Here is a 16,644-nt window from a genome sequence, read left to right on the forward strand (position 1 = left end):
AACTAGCCCACCAACAATAAAAGCAAGCCTTAATCATTATTTTAGTTAACAAAATAAAAAAACACTAAAAATCTGTGAAGAATATTGATCTAACGCAGGCTATTAAATCCTTGGCCAATCCACCTCATCAACACTATCGATTGTGCTTACGATGGTTTGATCTCCTTGCCATTTTCGAATGTAACGCGCTAGGGGATCATAAAGCGCTGTTTGCTTATTAATATGAAAATGTCGACCGCCTCTAGGGTCAACGCCGACACCCGCAATATATTGCCAATTACCCCAGTTCGCAGCCACGTCGTAATCGATGAGTTGCTGTTCGAAATACGCTGCGCCATAGCGCCAATCCAGTTCAAGCTCATTAACTAAACAACTTGCCGCAATTTGCCGAGAGCGGTTAGATATATAGCCTGTCGCATTAAGCTCATGCATTATTGCATTTACCAAAGCAAACGGCGTGCGACCTTGGCACCACGCATTAAAGCGCTGGCTGTTAAAAGTCGTCAGTGGCGCACTATGCTTTTGCCCTTTAAACTGGAAGAGTGTTGCGCCAGCATGCATCGCATGCCACTTAAAATATTCGCGCCACAGTAATTCAAACTTTATCCAATAGCTCGACTCATTCGCACCGTTTTCTAACTCATACACTTCAACTTCTCGGTAAAGCTGTTTTGCGCTAATTGTGCCCCCAGCGAGCCAAACACTGAACTTAGTACTGTTTCTAAAGCCGTCTAACTCATTGCGTGTTTCTTTATAACTGCTTGGCGCTTTAGATGAAAAGTACGCATCACAATGCTGCTGAGCTGCAAGTAAACCACCTTTAAAAATGTTAGGTTGAGTTGCAACATCATCAATAGGGTTATCAGGGCATAGTTGTACAGGATGAGGTAAGTGGCTAACCGCTTGCAGTGGCGCCGCTATAAAGGTTGGCTCAGCTTCTACCTTTTTGCGAAAGGCAGTAAAGTTTTTAGGTAGGTCATCAAACTGAAAAGGCAAGTCCGTTGCTTTAAACAAGGTATCTTGTTGATAAGTTTTCACTGTCACTTCTGGGCATAACACTTTGATTTTATAGAGCTGTTTTTGCTCATAAACGCCAACTTGCTCTGTACAAACCAAAGTTTCAATATCGTACTTTTGTAATCGCTGACTGATTACTTGCTCAGGCTCACCACTTAGCACATGAAGTGTTTGCCCAAGCTTCTCAACAGCTTGTGCAAATGCTGCTAGGCTTTCACGTAAAAAACGGTGTCTATGCGTGCCATACGGTTTTGATTGATAGTTAGTTTGCCTAAACCAGCGCGGCTCAATCACAAACACTAAATCAAGCTCGCCATCAAAATCAGCTAACTCAGATAGAATTTCATTGTCGACTAGGCGTAAGTCATTTTGCAGCCAATATAAAACACGCTTTTTCATTATTTGCTCTATTAGAAACCTTAAGAAATCATACGTAAGCCAGCTATTTATCGATTAACTTCGCCACAGTTAGTTAGCATAACGTTTATTAATCATAAACTTACAACCTTCAATGAAGTTTAAGTTTTAGTTAAGTTTTTCTTAAGTTAGCGATTTTATGCTGATAACTGTAAAGAATTTAAAGGTTGATAAAGCCAAACACGCTGCATCTCCTTGGTATTTAGTAGGCATAATAATGATGAATAAAATAACATCGGTTTTATTAATAACATGCACTGCTACAGGGACTGTTTATGCAAACGAGCCTTTAAGCTTAGATGTGGTTTGTGAAGTAAAAAGCAAACCTACTGCAGAGTTAAGCGAGGACAAAGACATCACTGTTGATAAACTCAACATTGATACGCATACGATTTTCGATCCTAATGACCCTGAAACAACCGCCCTACATCGCTTTATCAACTGGCTGCACATTGATACCAAAAACAAAGTGGTTAGTGAGCAAATTACCTTCAAAGAGGGTGATCAAGTCAGTGAGCGTCAGCTACAAGAAGCGGAGCGCATTTTGCGCAGCAAAAAATACTTAAGAGATGCCAAGGTTAGCTATACAAAAGATTGCCTTGAAGATGAACCCCGCGTGGTGCAAATCGATACCTGGGATACCTGGAGTTTATTGCCAACCATTAATTTTGGCCGTAGTAGTGGCAATAATAAATACAGCTTAGGTTTTAAAGAAGAAAACTTTTTAGGCTACGGTATTCGCGCATCTTTAAAGTATAAATCAGATCATGAACGCTCAGGCTACCACTCAGTGCTGCAAATGCCAGTGCCTTGGCAGCCTCATGCAACCCTCACTTTACAAGCTGATGATTACGATGACGGGCAAGTGTTTTTAGTGGATTATCATCAGCCTTTTTATCAACGCAGCAGTGACGCACTAATGCGCTACTTTGCTAAATCACAAAAGCAAAAAAGTTATATCTATCAAAATGGCATGACTCGTTCAGAGTTTTTTACTGATGAATTAATCGCCCAGTTTGCTTACGGCGGAATTTTATCGCAAGACAGTCAGCAAACCTTTCACTGGCTTGCTGGGATTGATTACGAAGATGTCAGTTACCGCCCTTTTGAAACAGAGCCTTTGCTTGCAGGCCTTAACGATTACACCATTGCAGCGCCTTGGGTCGGATTACATTGGCTAGAAGACAATTATGCCGTATTGCACGATATTGACCTAATAAACCACAACGAAGACGTTAACCTAGGTTGGGAGCTAAATTCAAAGTTTGCCATCGATACCGTAAATTTTGGCCAAGGCTTTTTATTTGATACAAATCTTACCAAAGCGTGGTTTAACAATAACGCCTTGTATCGATTTGCCGCTGGAATGAAAGGCAATATGGGAACTGAGCTTGATGACCGTTTAGCGCTTTATTCAAAAGCACAATTTAACTATCGCTGGTCAAACTCATTTGCTTTTTATGCGCATCTAAATGGTCATTGGCAAAACCATGAATTTGCTGATAAACCACTGGCCGTTGGCGGTGAAGAAGGCATGCGTGGCTTCCCAGAAAGTTACCAACATGGTACATCAAGCGTACAAGCAACGGCTGAACTAAGAATGTACCCTAATATCAATCTGTATCAGTTTGTAGATGTAGGCTTTGTTGGCTTTGTTGATGTAGGCCAAGCATTTGGCAGCACTGAAACTGCAAATATTTCAGATTCAATGCTAACCAGTGCAGGCGTTGGTATTCGCCTATATTCATCGCGCTCAAGTAACGACAATGTGATACATATCGACTTTAGTACGCCTCTGGGCAGTTACCAAGACGTGGATTCATGGCAAATAGGAATGTCGGTTGAAACAACTTTTTAAGCATCTTGCTCTTTACTCATAAGCTCGCTCATGCGCTGCATAAGCTCTTGCTCACTGAGGTCTTCTTTGTGTGTGCCTATAGTCCAGATATGACCAAAAGGGTCTTCTAGAGTCCCTGACCTATCGCCATAAAATTGGTCATGTACTGGGCGTAGCTCTTTTGCCCCAAGCGACAAAGCTTTAGCAAAAACACCATCGACATCTTCAACATACAGCATAATGCTCACCGGTGTACCGCCAAGTTGTTGCGGCGACTTAAATTGCACATCAGGGCAATTATCAGAAAGCATAATATGAGAGTCGGCTATTTTTATTTCAGCATGCGCCACTCCACCATCAGGCAAGGGCATTTGCATTACAAGCTCTGCATCAAAAGCGTGTTTGTAGAACTCTATCGCCTTAGTGGCACCTTCAATAACCAAATACGGGGTTACCGCATGGAAACCTTTAGGGATTGCAGAAACAGCCATGTTACACCTCAACGTTAAATGTGTGAGTTATAAAGGTAGCAGTTGTAGCTAATTTCACTAATCTAATAATAAAAACGCCAGCGAAATCTTTCGCTGGCGTTTTAAATACAAATACCAATCAACTTAACAAAGCGGTGTATTATTCAGGCCAGCTTTGAGCTCCATCAATTGCAACCTCTGTTTGATTTAACGTCGTGCAATAACCTGTGGCAGATGAGGCATAGTAAACATCACCTAATACCGTGTAGTTTTTTGCTTTAACCTGCTGTTTTGCTTTGTCTGACGTTGCCATGCCCCACATGCTGAAGTAGTTGCTCAAATCGAGCTCGGCTGCTTCTGAAAGCGCTATTAATAGCCAATCATTGTTGCCTATGCTTTGTGCCTCCGACAAGCTGTAGCTTGAAAAGCCAAGTGCATCTTTTTGTGCCTGCCAATTAGTCTCGCTGTTATCAGCTAGATTAAACGCACGCTCCAAGATGTGTAAGCGAGGGTATAAATGCCAGCCGTTTTCAAGCTTATTGTGTGCCTGTGCGGCCATCATAATTTGTAAATAAATAGCGTGACTTTGCGACCACTCTGACATCGCTAAACCTTGCATATAAGCAAATGCATCTGCGCTTTGTTTACTGGCTTGTAAATGATCAAACAAGTTCTCGAATGGCAAGTTTTGGCACGATGCCGAAAAGCCGGTTTCATCTTCAAACTTCGACTTACTGTAGTAGGAGTAAAAGTTGGTATTTGAATGGCCACCAAACCCTTCGATACGGAAGCGCCCTCTTTCAAGTCCATGCCCTAATTCATGGATATCGCCATGCCCAGTTGGATTAAAATTCCAACCTGCGTCATACGGATTACCAGAACAACCCCAACCACAGGTCGGTTGGTCTGCATTCATATGTTTTACAATATCAATTGTTTGCACCTCAATATTGCGTGCACTCGCAAAGTCATGAATTTCGCTAACCACATCGATGCCCGGCCCTTTGAAACCAGCAAGTACATGCGGATAGTTATGAGTATAACGCTCTACTGCATGGGCGAAGTCAGACGCTATGGGCCAATAACCATCGTTAATTGAAATACGCATTTTCTCGAGCTTTGAATGCACTTCAAAGCCACCGGTTGCTACCTCAGCCCAATCATAGTCGCCTTTTTCAAGCAACTCAGCAAAGCGCTCATCATCACTGCTGCTGCGCCAATACGGGTGCTCACCTACATTACTAAATTCAAAGCTGACATCTAAATCATTTTGATCAAACTCAATTTGAATTGGCCCACCATAAGGTGACGTAAAATAGACCGTTTCATTTGTCTCTATAGGCACATGAACCGACTGCAATTTAGCGGGTCGATTATAGCCATTGCTGCTCATGTAATGTGTTGCGCCATCACGCAGAGTATTAACAAACACCTTGGTATTCACTGCTTGATTATCGGTGCGTTTGATAGCAAATGTTTGCCCCGGCAAGGCATACACACCCGTTGAGCGAAAATACGCCTTACTCTGCATATTCACGGTGACGGTTTTAGGTGTTACATGACTAAAATCACTACGGCTGAAATTCCCCATATCAACTTGAAGTGGATTAACTTTACGTATATTTAATACCGCATGATCAGTAAACAGTGCGCGAAAGAAGCTTGTATTATCGGTGCTTAGCTTATCCATCGGGAAGCTCACAACTTGGCGATAATGATCTGCAAGCAGCGCCAGTAACTGGTAAAAGCGATAGCCCTGCTCAGTAAAGATATCTGTTTTCGCTTGGTCAAAACCTCTAAAAACCGAATTAATGATAGTTGCCGCATCACTAAACTGTTGCTGATATTGGCTTTCAGCTGGGCAGCTACGATTATCACAGGCACTTAAATCAACACTAAATTCGCTGCTTTTAAAGCGGCTAAGTAAGTCTTTAATAGTTTGCGCATCAGTTGGCAAGCTGTCGTTGATAGCAATTGGGTTCCACTGTGCCAGTTCTAATCGGTGCCAATAGTTATCACCTGCAACGCTCACATGGAGTAATTCAAATAGCGCTTTACCTAGTGCTGTTTGACTACCATCACGCTGAATATAGATCACCGCTATATCATTTGCTTGCGCTTGCTTTACTGCAGCCACAACATTCTCAATATTTAATCCTTCACGCTCATGCTGAGAGATAATCAGTACATCCGTGTCAGTTGTTAAACACGCCGCTAAAGCGTCATTGTCACAACTTGTATTGTCGTTATAGCTCACCATGCCTTCATATTGACTATCAAACCACTCTCGCGTTTTAATCCTATCTTGAAAGTAATAGCTTTGATCAAGTTGCGCTAATACAAGTTTAAGTGGCTGCTCTGCGGTTATTTCTCTACCAGCTAACCATGTGGTGCTGTTTTTCAAAAACTGAGTCATTTGCTCGTTAATGGTATTTCGATAAGGATTACTACCAAATACCAAGTAACGGCCCTGCTCCCCATCACTAGTTCCAACTACAGCAAGGTTTCTGACTTTTGTCTCGTAGCCATCTTGCCAACTATTGTTGGTAAGTAGAACTGGCTCATTGAATGGATAAGTGGCATTTAATAACGTTGCATCCCATGTTGGATACCAGTTTAATTCATCAAGAGCGGAGCTTGAGCCAAAAGCAAATAAGCTATTTTTAATGCTTTGAAAGCGCGCTTTGTGGGTATCTATTTCATTAAGCGCAGCATCAAGTAGCAACTCACTGTTTGGAACAACCAGCGCATTACCCGTTTCGAGTGCCTCGGCCACATAACTTTGGGTGATGTTTAACACAAACTCAAAGCTTGCCTGTACACGTGAGTCAGAGGCTGTGATTGTGAATTTATGTTCACCAAGTTCTTCATTACTCGCGGTGCCTGATAAGATGCTAGTTTGCTCATCAAAACTTAGCCACGTTGGTAAACCTGTTAAGGTTAAGCTCACATCATCGTTGTCTGCATCGGTGCTGATTAACTGCACACTCAAAGCCTGCTCAGCACGAACTTCACTACTCAGTGGAGACACCACAGGCGCTGAGTTTGCTCTGGCAGCGATGTTAAATGTTTGCTCTGCCTGCTGCGTCACTTCGCCATCTGAATAACGAAAACGAATTTGCTGTTCGCCCGTATTCGCAAACAAGGGCGTGCCGCTAAAACTGAGGTTAGTCGCATCAAAGCTAAGCCAATCAGGTTTACTAACTTCACTTACTACCACAGTGTCATTTTGTGCATCAGTAAATGTTAGCTGGTAAGTATAAGCTTGGCCTTCATTGCTATCCGATGGGATGGACGTGAGCGTTGGCGGTGTATTTTCAATAAGTTTGGCCTCTACATTAATATCAATCAAAAGCTGTGCAGAGAGCTGCCCATCAGTGACCGTAAACTCAATGTTTGCATACTTACCTACTTGCTCAGGCGTGCCACTGATACTTGCTGAGGCTTCATTAAAACTTAGCCAACTTGGTAAGTTTGTTACAGACAAAGTAAGTGGGTCATTATCTGGATCAGAGACTTCAGGGCTAAAACTCAAGGTTTCACCAACACGTAAAGTCTGTGATTGACCGCTGATTTGCGGCGCTTGATTTTGTGGTGTTTCGGTTACAGGAGGGGTTGTTGTTTGTTTTTCATCTGAGCCTGAGCCGCCACAAGCAGCAAGTGTTAGCAATACAGCCGAGCATAATAGCGAGCGTATGCACAAAGAGTAAGGTGCGTTCATTGAGTTCTTATCGGTATGGTAAACAATTTTTTAACATTATAAGCCGATACTACAAACTAATATCTCGGAAAAAATACGTAAATTGATATCGCTGTCATTAATTGTTAAAGCGTAAAAAGCCCCATAAAGGGGCTATTTAAGGGTTACGAGCTTGGGTTTGCGAAATCGGGTCTGGGTAACTTTTCGAGTATGGCGTATAAGTAAATCACCACAAGGCAAAGCCCTCCCGCTACAAAGAATAAAGTTGGGCCATCGTAATAATCTAAAATTAAACCACCACCGAGGGGTGCTAAAGCAAATCCTAAATCATAAAACGAAGCCGCGCCAAAGTAGGCTCCACGTAAGTTTGATGGTGCGAGCCTATCAAGGTGAACATTCATCGTCGGAAACAAAATGGTTTCGGCCAAGCTCATCACCACTATCGCACCTATCCAGCCCCAGAATAAATCGATTGGATTAAGTGCGAGCCAAAACTGCGACACCATCAATAGCGCCAAACCAATTTGTATTCGTACCGTTAGGCTAAATCGCGCCATCATTTTTAACAGCAGAAATTGACTTGAAATGATCACTATCGCATTGGTAAATATCAGCGCAGAAATCAATGCAAGTAGGTCGGGTGCCTCTGCACGAGTTAGGTATTGTATGAGTGAACTATCCATTTGCGCATAAATAAACATGCACAAAATATTGGCTAAAATTAAACACTGCAGCAGCTTATCTGCAAATAGAATACGTAAGATTTGCTTGCCTTGTACAGCTGGTTTTTTCTCTTCAGGCTCGTCGATTGCGGCAGTATTTTTGGCGGCTTTATCACTAAAATTAAAGCCCCAAACAAGCAGCACTAATAAAATAGCAAATGCCCCTGCGGTAATATAAAAGCTCGACTGCTCACCTGTTAAACCTAGCCATACCCCAGCTAATGGACCCACCGCACAGCCCACATTAACAATAAAGTACAGCGACTGCATGGCCAGCTCACGAGTTTGTGCATCATTAATAATATCGCCAATCGCCGCACTGGTTAGTGGTCGCCAAAGTGCAGTCGCAATAGAGCATAAGGTCATCACAATCACATAACCGGCCACGGTTTCTACCTCAGCCAACAGCGAGAAAGAAATAATATACAGCACACCAGTGATGTACATCAGCGTATGCCGGCCCACTTTATCTGAGAGGCTACTGCCAATAAAACTGGTAAACACCGAAATCACGGCAGCACTGGTAAGTACCAAACCGACTTCTGTCGCCGATAAAGCAAACTTTTCGTACAAGATCACCGCAAGAAATGGCCATACCATGTAATAGCTGCCACGGGTAATAAACGAGCCAAATAAGAAGATCCACATAAGCACAGGAAACTGCTTAAAGCGCGCTAAAGAGATATCTGAATTCATTATTTTAATTTTTATGATGATGATTAAAACACTATACAGGAACTGAATCTGCCTTGGGTATTTAATCTAAAACTTGTTTGTAACAGCGTATTAATTAGCTAAAAAACAAACGCAACTTAATTGTGAATAGTGTTAAGCCAACTTGAAAAAGATTAATCTAAATAAGAATAGTTATTGATTGTATTTTTCATTTCTGTAGTATACGCAGCGTTCCTCAAAGGGATAACCTACAAAAAGAACTGGAAACCTACAATGAAATCAATAAAACCAAGCTTACTGGCACTTGCCATAACAACACATTTTTCAGCCTTTGCTGATGACGCTAAGCCGAAACAAGATATGGAACGCTTAGTTATTACTGCAACGGGTTTTGAGCAAAAAGTTACCGAAGCACCTGCAAGTATTTCAATTATCACTAATGAAGATATTAAGTCTCATGCCTTCACCTCAGTACTTGATGCTGTGCAGTATTTAGAAGGTATCGACATTGGCACAACTCGTGATAAAACAGGCCAAGGCAGTGTAAGTATGCGTGGTTTAACAGGTGAATACACCCTGTTACTTATTGATGGTAAACGCCAAAACAACCATGGCGATATTTATCCAAACAACTTTGGTGGTAACGCGTTTAACCACGTACCACCGGTCGATGCCATTGAGCGCGTTGAAGTAATTCGCGGCCCTGCATCAACGCTTTATGGTGCAGATGCACTGGGTGGTGTAATTAATATCATCACTAAAAAGCACACTGACAGCTGGAGCGGTGCAGTATCTTTTAGCCGTTCATTACAACAAAACGATGATTTTGGTGATGACATTACCACTGACTTTAGTGTGATGGGTCCGCTTATCAAAGACGTATTAAGCTTAGGTGTACGCGGCAGCGTTTACGAGCAACAAGCATCATCGCCAACATTTGAACCAGCAACCGATCCTAATGGTGTTGTACATGCTCGTTCATTAGGTTTTGGTAGTGGCGGTCGTACCGTTGATAATACAAACGAGCAGTATGGTTTTACTTTAACTTATACACCGTTTGAGTCGCATCATTTACGTTTTGATTACGATAACTCAAGCCAAGTGTACGACAACACGCCAAGCTACGACATTGAGTCAGGCACCATTACTTACCCGCTTGGTACTAAAGATAACATTGAATCAATTTGGCAAGACCGCCGCGGCCAAGTAAACCCGCGCGCAGGTTATGCGGCAGACCAAGAGTTTGACCGTGAATGGTGGTCACTCAGTTATGATGGTGAACTTAATTGGGCAACGATTAAAGCCTCTGTATCTTATGTTGATACGCAAAACAATGGCCGTACTTTACCACTGAGTGTAAGCGAGCGATTAGAGCTGCAAGCTATGTACGATGGTACTGGCGAATACGAAGGAATGGACGAGCAAGCACGTAAAGACTTAGCCGAAGAAACATTCTTACCGCGCCCTGCTCGCCCACTTGAAAGCAGCCAATATACCTATGACTTACGCTTTGATATTCCTATCACAGGTAGCTTTGGTAGCCATAACCTAGCAATTGGTGGTCAGCTTATCGACGGTGAATTAAAAGACGGCGTATTTGGCCTTGAAAGTGACCAAGCAGGTCAAGTGCAAGAGCAAAACATGTACTCAATCTTTGCCGAAGATAACTGGATGGCAACTGACAACTTCACCTTTACATTAGGTGCTCGTTACGATGACCATGATGTATTTGGCAGCCAAGTATCACCGCGCGTTTACGGTGTATATAACCTCTCTGACACTTGGACCTTAAAAGGGGGTGTGAGTACAGGTTATAAAACGCCGCAAACCACTGATCTTTACGACGGTATCACCGGATTTGGTGGTCAGGGCACAAGCCCATTTGCGGGTAACCCAGATTTAGAACCAGAAACCAGTGTGAACTCTGAAGTTGCACTGTACTGGACTTCGCTTGATGGCGATCACAACATTAATGTGACTTACTACAACACCAAGTTTGAAGACAAAATTGCCCGCGGCGACACTATTTTAAGCTGTGAACAAACTAACGATGTACGCCCTTGTGTGAACTTAGGTCAGTACGATCAACTTGGCTACGATAGCTACAGCCAAAAGATCAATATCGACGAAGTAGACCTTCAAGGTGTTGAAATTGCTGGTCAATACACTATCACTAAAACAGTGTCTGTTAACGGTAACTACACGTGGACTGATAGCGAACAAAAGAGCGGTCCTGAACAAGGTCAGCCATTAACTAACTCAGCTGAGCACATGGCAAACCTTACCCTAAACTGGGAAGCGACTGACTTTATGAACTTATACCTACAAGGTGTATATCGTTCAGACCGTTACCGCGGTTGGGATAACGTGCACGACAAAGCGCTATATTACAAAAACTACAACCTACTTAATTTAGGTGCGCAGTTTTATGTAAATGAGTACGTGCAAATCAATGCCCGTGTAAACAACCTATTAGACGAAGATTTCACCTCATATAGCACTAGCTATACCGACCTAAATGGCGATGGTGAGTACGAATACCTAACAGGTCGTGGTGTAGTTAGCGAAGTCACATTCACAGACGACTACAACGTTAAAGATAAAGGCCGTAACTTCTGGATTGGCGTCACCGCTTACTTCTAAGAAAACTCCCTGAAAATAGACAGCATGCAGTCATGTGCTGTCTATTTTTCTAACTACACAATTACTCCTACTATCAGTATTCTTTTTATTGTCACTAAACTGCCAACTTCACACACTAAGCTGATGATACCTGCGTAAGCTTATTTGTCAGTCTATGGAACATATCCTTACAGCCAGTGGTATCTGTATTAGTTATCAAGATGAAGGCGATAAAAATGCGCCAGTGATCATCTTAATTATTGGCTTAGGTGCTCAATTTACCGTTTGGCCAGAGTCGCTATATTTTGGCTTGGTCGAAAAAGGCTTTCGGGTTATTCGTTTTGATAATCGTGATGCAGGGCTGTCCTCATCGTTAGATGAGTTAGGCAAGCCGAGCCTGGTGAAGCATTGGCTTAGCCGCCGATTACCGATTCGCTCAAAGCTGCCATATTCGCTCGATGACATGGCTCGCGATGTAAAAGAATTAATGGATGCACTGGCTATCAAAAAAGCGCACTTAGTGGGGGCTTCGATGGGTGGCATGATTGCGCAAATTGCCGCGGCAAAGTATAAAAAACATGTACTGAGCTTAACTTCAATTATGTCGAGTAGCTCGCCGTTATCGTTTTCGGGTTCAAACATTAACCTGCTAGTAAAGCTCGCTAAAATACGCCCCCGAAGCAGTAATAAAGAAGCCGCGATTGATTACAATGTTAGGCTCAACCAACTCATTGGCAGCCCAGCCTACCCACAAGATGAACACGCTTTATACGCCAACGCACAGCGCTATATTGAACGGGCCCACACGAATCAAACTGGCTTTAAACGTCAGCTTGCAGCCATTGCCGCAACGCCTTATCGCGAGCAATTACTAAAAAAGATTAAAGCCCCCACATTAGTAATTCATGGCAGCGCTGATCCTGTTATGCCACTGTCTGCGGGTATCAACACCGCACTGTTAATAAAGCGCAGTAAGTTAAAAGTTGTGCCTGGTATGGGTCATGATTTTCCGCCCGCTTTAATGAAAAAAATGACTAAGTGGATTGCTAAACACGCAGCTAAAGTCAGCGCCAAAAAAGCCGCTAAAAAACCCTAAAAGCATGATAGAATTATCATACAATTTATAAGGTTAGCGTTTTATGTTGCGTGTATTTTTTAGTCTGTTTTTAATTATCCCTTGGTTAAGCTTTGCCGGTGTGTCACTAAGCGAGCAGCGCATTATTTATCAGGGCGAAATTAGTGCCAAAAACAATCAACATGTTGCACAGCTTTTGGCTGAGCAGCCAAGCATAAACAGCATACAAATTACCAGTGGTGGCGGAAACGTTGATTTAGGTATGGACCTCGCCGAATTAATTTTGGCGCATAATTTAAAAGTTCATATAAAACAATTTTGCTTTTCGTCGTGTGCGAATTACGTATTGCTTGCAGGAAACCCTACCACCATAGCTAAGAACGCCATTGTCGGTTGGCACGGCGATGCCGCTTCGGCTCGCTGGCGAGATAGCGATATTGATGCCATGGTAACGCATTTAAAAGAGCCAGAAAAAACAACCAAGTGGCAGACTTTACGCACTCATTACGATGAAATAATCGCAAAAGCCGTGACTCGTGAAAAAGCCTTTTATGCAAAACGCGGGGTTAATCATGACTTGCTAACGATTGGTTTATCTGAAGAGCTAAAACGTGCAGCTGTGGCACAAAAAGCCAGAGGCTGGAGCTACTCAAAAAAAGCACTCAATACACTGAATGTGAATAATATTGAGTTTGCAGACTGGCAGCCCCGCTCGGCAAAGAACTTTCCGTTACTAATAATTAGTGAGCTTGGGGATTAGCTTTTGTAATCACGGATATAACGGTAATCAAATTCGGTGTCATCTAGAATGTCGCAATAATCACGAAAATCATTACTCTGCATTTGCTGAATATCGATGATCACCGACTGCTCTGTTACGAGCTTTTTAAAGCTTTGCAATAGCGTACGTCCTTGCTTTGCATCTATATGGCAACCGAATTGATAAATGTCATATAACCGAGCGAACTGATCACCGCTATGTCTTGAGCTTGCCATGAGTGCTTCACCACGCTCAAAAGCAAGCATTCTTCCCAGAATAAATTGCGCTCTAGGTTCATTTTTATGTTCAACGAGATAACGTAAAATAGTTTCTGATTTAAATGTATCTTGCGGAAAATTCCCCTGATAAACGCCTCGTTCATCAAAGTGACGACCGGAATAATAGGCAAAAGCATAGCTAAATGCTTTTTTGTCAGACAAGGTTGCAAGAAACTCATCATCTGTCGGAATATGTTTTGCTCTAAACTTAGCAGCTTGATGTTGCTCTTGTTCTACCTGTTTTTCAATAGACAAATACTGCTGGTGAGCAAATGCACCAACGGCGCCTGCAAAACTCAAACATGATGTAGCAATTAGGGTACTCGGTAATACTACCAACCAATGATTTTTAATTTTTTTATACCCTGCTAGCTCACCAGATTCATACACCTCAGCAAATAACTTATGATCAATAAATGGAATGCTTTTACGTGCAATAAATGCTGCTGACCAAGAGCCAAGTGCAAATAACAAAGCATAAATTGATAAAGACAATGTACCGCTGATCAAAACCTCCGAACTGAGCGCAACAGCGATTACTGATAGGTATGCAATAAGTGAAATAACTGAAAAGATACGATCATAGCCACGCCCATGAATACGAACGGCTAGGCCAACGAGTACGCCGCTAATCACTAACATTACTGGCCCAATAGCACTTTTAATTGAAAATACTGTGATCCATAAAATAATGATTGGGATACTCCAGCACGCTACGCCGATTGCGGCTGCAAGTGGACTTTGCTTAACTAGCTTTTCTTTAACTTGCTCTCGACTCTGCTCAGTAACAGACATATCAACTCCGTTTTGGTTTTATTATTTTTTCCTGTAAAACAAAGTGATTCTAACTAGAACAGCTGATTATAAAAAGAGGAACATAAATTTTCGTGGTACAAAAAAAGCCACTTCGCAGTGGCTATTTAAAATAAGCTTTAATTAAACACTAAACTTATGCCATGGGCCTATTATAGCAAGTGTTTTTGAAGGTGAGTAAACGTTCACAAACAATGTGCTACCATCTGGTGAAAAACAGGCACCTGCCAGCTCGGTTTGCGCCACTAACCGGGCAAAATTATAAACTTGCCCATCTGGTGTCACACCACGAAGATGATTATCAACCACATCGGTGTACTGGTCTTCACAAACAATTAAATGACCATTAGGTGACACGGTTAGGTTATCGCCAAAGTTGTAAAGGGTTTTGCTAGTACTTTCGACAAACAACGAGATTTTACCTGGTTGCTGTGCTTCTTTATCTGTGCCCTCAAATTCTGATGGCTGATATTTCATAACCTGACCAAGTTGTTTTTTACCGCCATTGGTACAGCAGAAATAAAGCTCTTTATCACCCCAGTGAATACCTTCACCGCGAGCAAATAGTGCCGCACCTTGTTTGTATCCGCGCAGGCGTAAGTCGTCTTTCGGGCTTTCAGGGTTATCTAAATTGACCCACTCAACCTCAAGCTCTTGATGTAGCCCCATGGCTTTATTATTCCAGTTGCGGCTATCGAATTGTGGCTTACCTTTTACCACCATAGCTTGTAATTGCCCGCCTTTATGCAGCTTGCCATATTCCTTTGGAATAAAACGATAAAAGACGCTATCACCTTTATCTTCAGTTAGATAAACAATGCCCGTACGCGGATCAACAGCAGCCGCTTCGTGGTTAAATCGACCCATGGCTTTTAATGGCTCAGGTTTAATTAAGCCTTTGCTATTTGCGGGTACTTCAAAAATATAGCCGTGGTCTTGATTAAATCCATCGGCTTTAGTATCGGTGGTTTCTTCGCACGTAAGCCAAGTGCCCCATGGCGTAATACCGCCAGAACAGTTACGAATAGTGCCAACCAATGACAGGTATTCTTGCTCTTTTTGATGGGTTTTTAAGTTATAAACGATATGACTTGTGCCACCCGGTAACGCCACACCGTCACTGTTAGTATCAAAAGCCAGGGGCGTTTTATGGTTGGCAATACTTGCTTCAGCTTTCGCTAAATCTTTTGGTTTGAGCTCATGGTTTCTCACTAATGCAACACGGTCATTACCAAGCGCTAGACAGCCCATGCCATCAGCTTTGTCCGGTACTGTAAACCCATCAGACATTTTCTCACCTAGGCTTGAAACTACTTGATAACTAAATCCCTCGGGTAAGTCGAGCAATTTATCTGGATCAGAAATTAACGGACCAAAGCCGACAGCCGTTGTTTTTAAATCACCTAACGACACTTTACCTATGGCACTTTTTGATAATCCTAAAAAGGCTAATGTGCCCGCCCCTACTAAAAATTCTCGACGTGAAACCATGCTAACTCCAAGCTAAAACCAGCTTTATCATACAAATAAAAAAGGCATTATAAAGCAATGAAACGATAAAAAGTTACATTATCACAATATTCACGAAATTGTCATAAAGCACTACTCTTTGATGATTGCTAGTTGCTTATTAGGTAGCAGCACAATTAAGTAACCACGCTGCTCTAAGTTACAAAAATCAAATTCAAAACCTGCAATTTGTAAGTCACTAGCGCAATGAGTTAGCGGTATATAAGCTGTTGCTGTTGCTTCAGTTAATTCACTATTAGCAAGTTTATAGCTGTAGTTCGTATTGCCGATAAAACTAACCAGCCTAACCACAGGGTAATCACCACTATCTACAGCCTCAGTGCGTGTTAAAAAAGCCAGTTTCAGCGTTTCGCCATCCATATAACTGATCACATAATTAGCTATATCACTAACAACCCACTTTTGTAGATGAGCTTTTATTTCAGCATCATAAAAAGCTGCAAAGCCAACCTTTGAGACCACTGAACGCTTAAAGTTAAGCTTTTCAAAACCACCGTAGCCATCGATTGATTGCTGGAAGTTCTGCTCCTTATAAATTGCGCTTGTTGGTGTGTTGTTTCGTAGGTTCATCATATAAAAATCAACCGGGTACTCGCTAAAGTTATAAACATAATAGTCATTTTCATAGACACCTTGGTATAAATCGTCTTCGTCAAACACTTCCTCTTCAGCGCTATTGCAACCAGTAAGTAAGAGTAAAATGCATAATCTCAGTAGATAATTCATTG

General features: G+C 42.2%; 11 protein-coding genes. 4 read left to right on the top strand and 7 right to left on the bottom strand.

Features of this window, described 5'->3' with window-relative positions:
* Positions 1-102 precede the first annotated feature (102 nt).
* Positions 103-1,416: a DASH family cryptochrome gene (locus AOG26_RS00190; RefSeq protein WP_054560689.1), complete on the bottom strand. Its 1,314-nt coding sequence runs from the start codon at positions 1,414-1,416 to the stop codon at positions 103-105.
* Between the two features lie 235 nt (positions 1,417-1,651).
* On the opposite strand from AOG26_RS00190, the gene AOG26_RS00195 reads away from it, so the two are divergent.
* Positions 1,652-3,292 (top strand): hypothetical protein, encoded by a 1,641-nt coding sequence (locus AOG26_RS00195; RefSeq protein WP_095209726.1) that lies wholly within the window; start codon positions 1,652-1,654, stop codon positions 3,290-3,292.
* On the opposite strand, the gene AOG26_RS00200 is transcribed toward AOG26_RS00195, so the two are convergent.
* The 3 genes from AOG26_RS00200 to AOG26_RS00210 form a co-directional block, all read right to left on the bottom strand.
* Positions 3,289-3,762: a VOC family protein gene (locus AOG26_RS00200; RefSeq protein ID WP_054560690.1), complete on the bottom strand. Its 474-nt coding sequence runs from the start codon at positions 3,760-3,762 to the stop codon at positions 3,289-3,291. The two genes, AOG26_RS00195 and AOG26_RS00200, sit on opposite strands and share 4 nt — an antisense overlap.
* A gap of 139 nt (positions 3,763-3,901) precedes the next feature.
* Positions 3,902-7,462, bottom strand: coding sequence for an ImpA family metalloprotease (locus AOG26_RS00205; protein ID WP_054560691.1), 3,561 nt, complete (start codon positions 7,460-7,462; stop codon positions 3,902-3,904).
* 143 nt (positions 7,463-7,605) lie between these two features.
* On the bottom strand, positions 7,606-8,859 hold the full coding sequence (locus AOG26_RS00210) for an MFS transporter (RefSeq protein WP_054560692.1): 1,254 nt from the start codon (positions 8,857-8,859) through the stop codon (positions 7,606-7,608).
* A 252-nt stretch (positions 8,860-9,111) separates the two neighbouring features.
* On the opposite strand from AOG26_RS00210, the gene AOG26_RS00215 reads away from it, so the two are divergent.
* The 3 genes from AOG26_RS00215 (at position 9,112) to AOG26_RS00225 (ending at position 13,295) form a co-directional block, all read left to right on the top strand.
* Complete coding sequence (locus tag AOG26_RS00215; protein WP_054560693.1) at positions 9,112-11,481, top strand: TonB-dependent receptor domain-containing protein; 2,370 nt, start codon at positions 9,112-9,114, stop codon at positions 11,479-11,481.
* A gap of 154 nt (positions 11,482-11,635) precedes the next feature.
* Positions 11,636-12,556, top strand: a complete 921-nt coding sequence (locus tag AOG26_RS00220) for an alpha/beta fold hydrolase (RefSeq protein WP_054560694.1) — start codon at positions 11,636-11,638, stop codon at positions 12,554-12,556.
* 43 nt (positions 12,557-12,599) lie between these two features.
* Positions 12,600-13,295 carry an ATP-dependent Clp protease proteolytic subunit gene (locus tag AOG26_RS00225; RefSeq protein ID WP_054560695.1) on the top strand — a complete coding sequence of 232 codons (696 nt, stop codon included), beginning with the start codon at positions 12,600-12,602 and terminating at the stop codon, positions 13,293-13,295.
* Here the strand turns inward: AOG26_RS00225 and AOG26_RS00230 are convergent.
* From AOG26_RS00230 to AOG26_RS00240, 3 genes are all read right to left on the bottom strand, one after another.
* Positions 13,292-14,368, bottom strand: a complete 1,077-nt coding sequence (locus AOG26_RS00230; protein WP_054560696.1) for a hypothetical protein — start codon at positions 14,366-14,368, stop codon at positions 13,292-13,294. The two genes, AOG26_RS00225 and AOG26_RS00230, sit on opposite strands and share 4 nt — an antisense overlap.
* A gap of 141 nt (positions 14,369-14,509) precedes the next feature.
* Entirely contained in the window at positions 14,510-15,877 is a 1,368-nt protein-coding gene (locus AOG26_RS00235) for an alkaline phosphatase PhoX (RefSeq protein ID WP_054560697.1), read from the bottom strand.
* Positions 15,878-15,988: 111 nt separating this feature from the next.
* Complete coding sequence (locus AOG26_RS00240; protein ID WP_054560698.1) at positions 15,989-16,642, bottom strand: hypothetical protein; 654 nt, start codon at positions 16,640-16,642, stop codon at positions 15,989-15,991.
* Positions 16,643-16,644: the final 2 nt, after the last annotated feature.

Source organism: Pseudoalteromonas sp. UCD-33C (assembly GCF_001306895.1).
Taxonomy (GTDB): domain Bacteria; phylum Pseudomonadota; class Gammaproteobacteria; order Enterobacterales; family Alteromonadaceae; genus Pseudoalteromonas.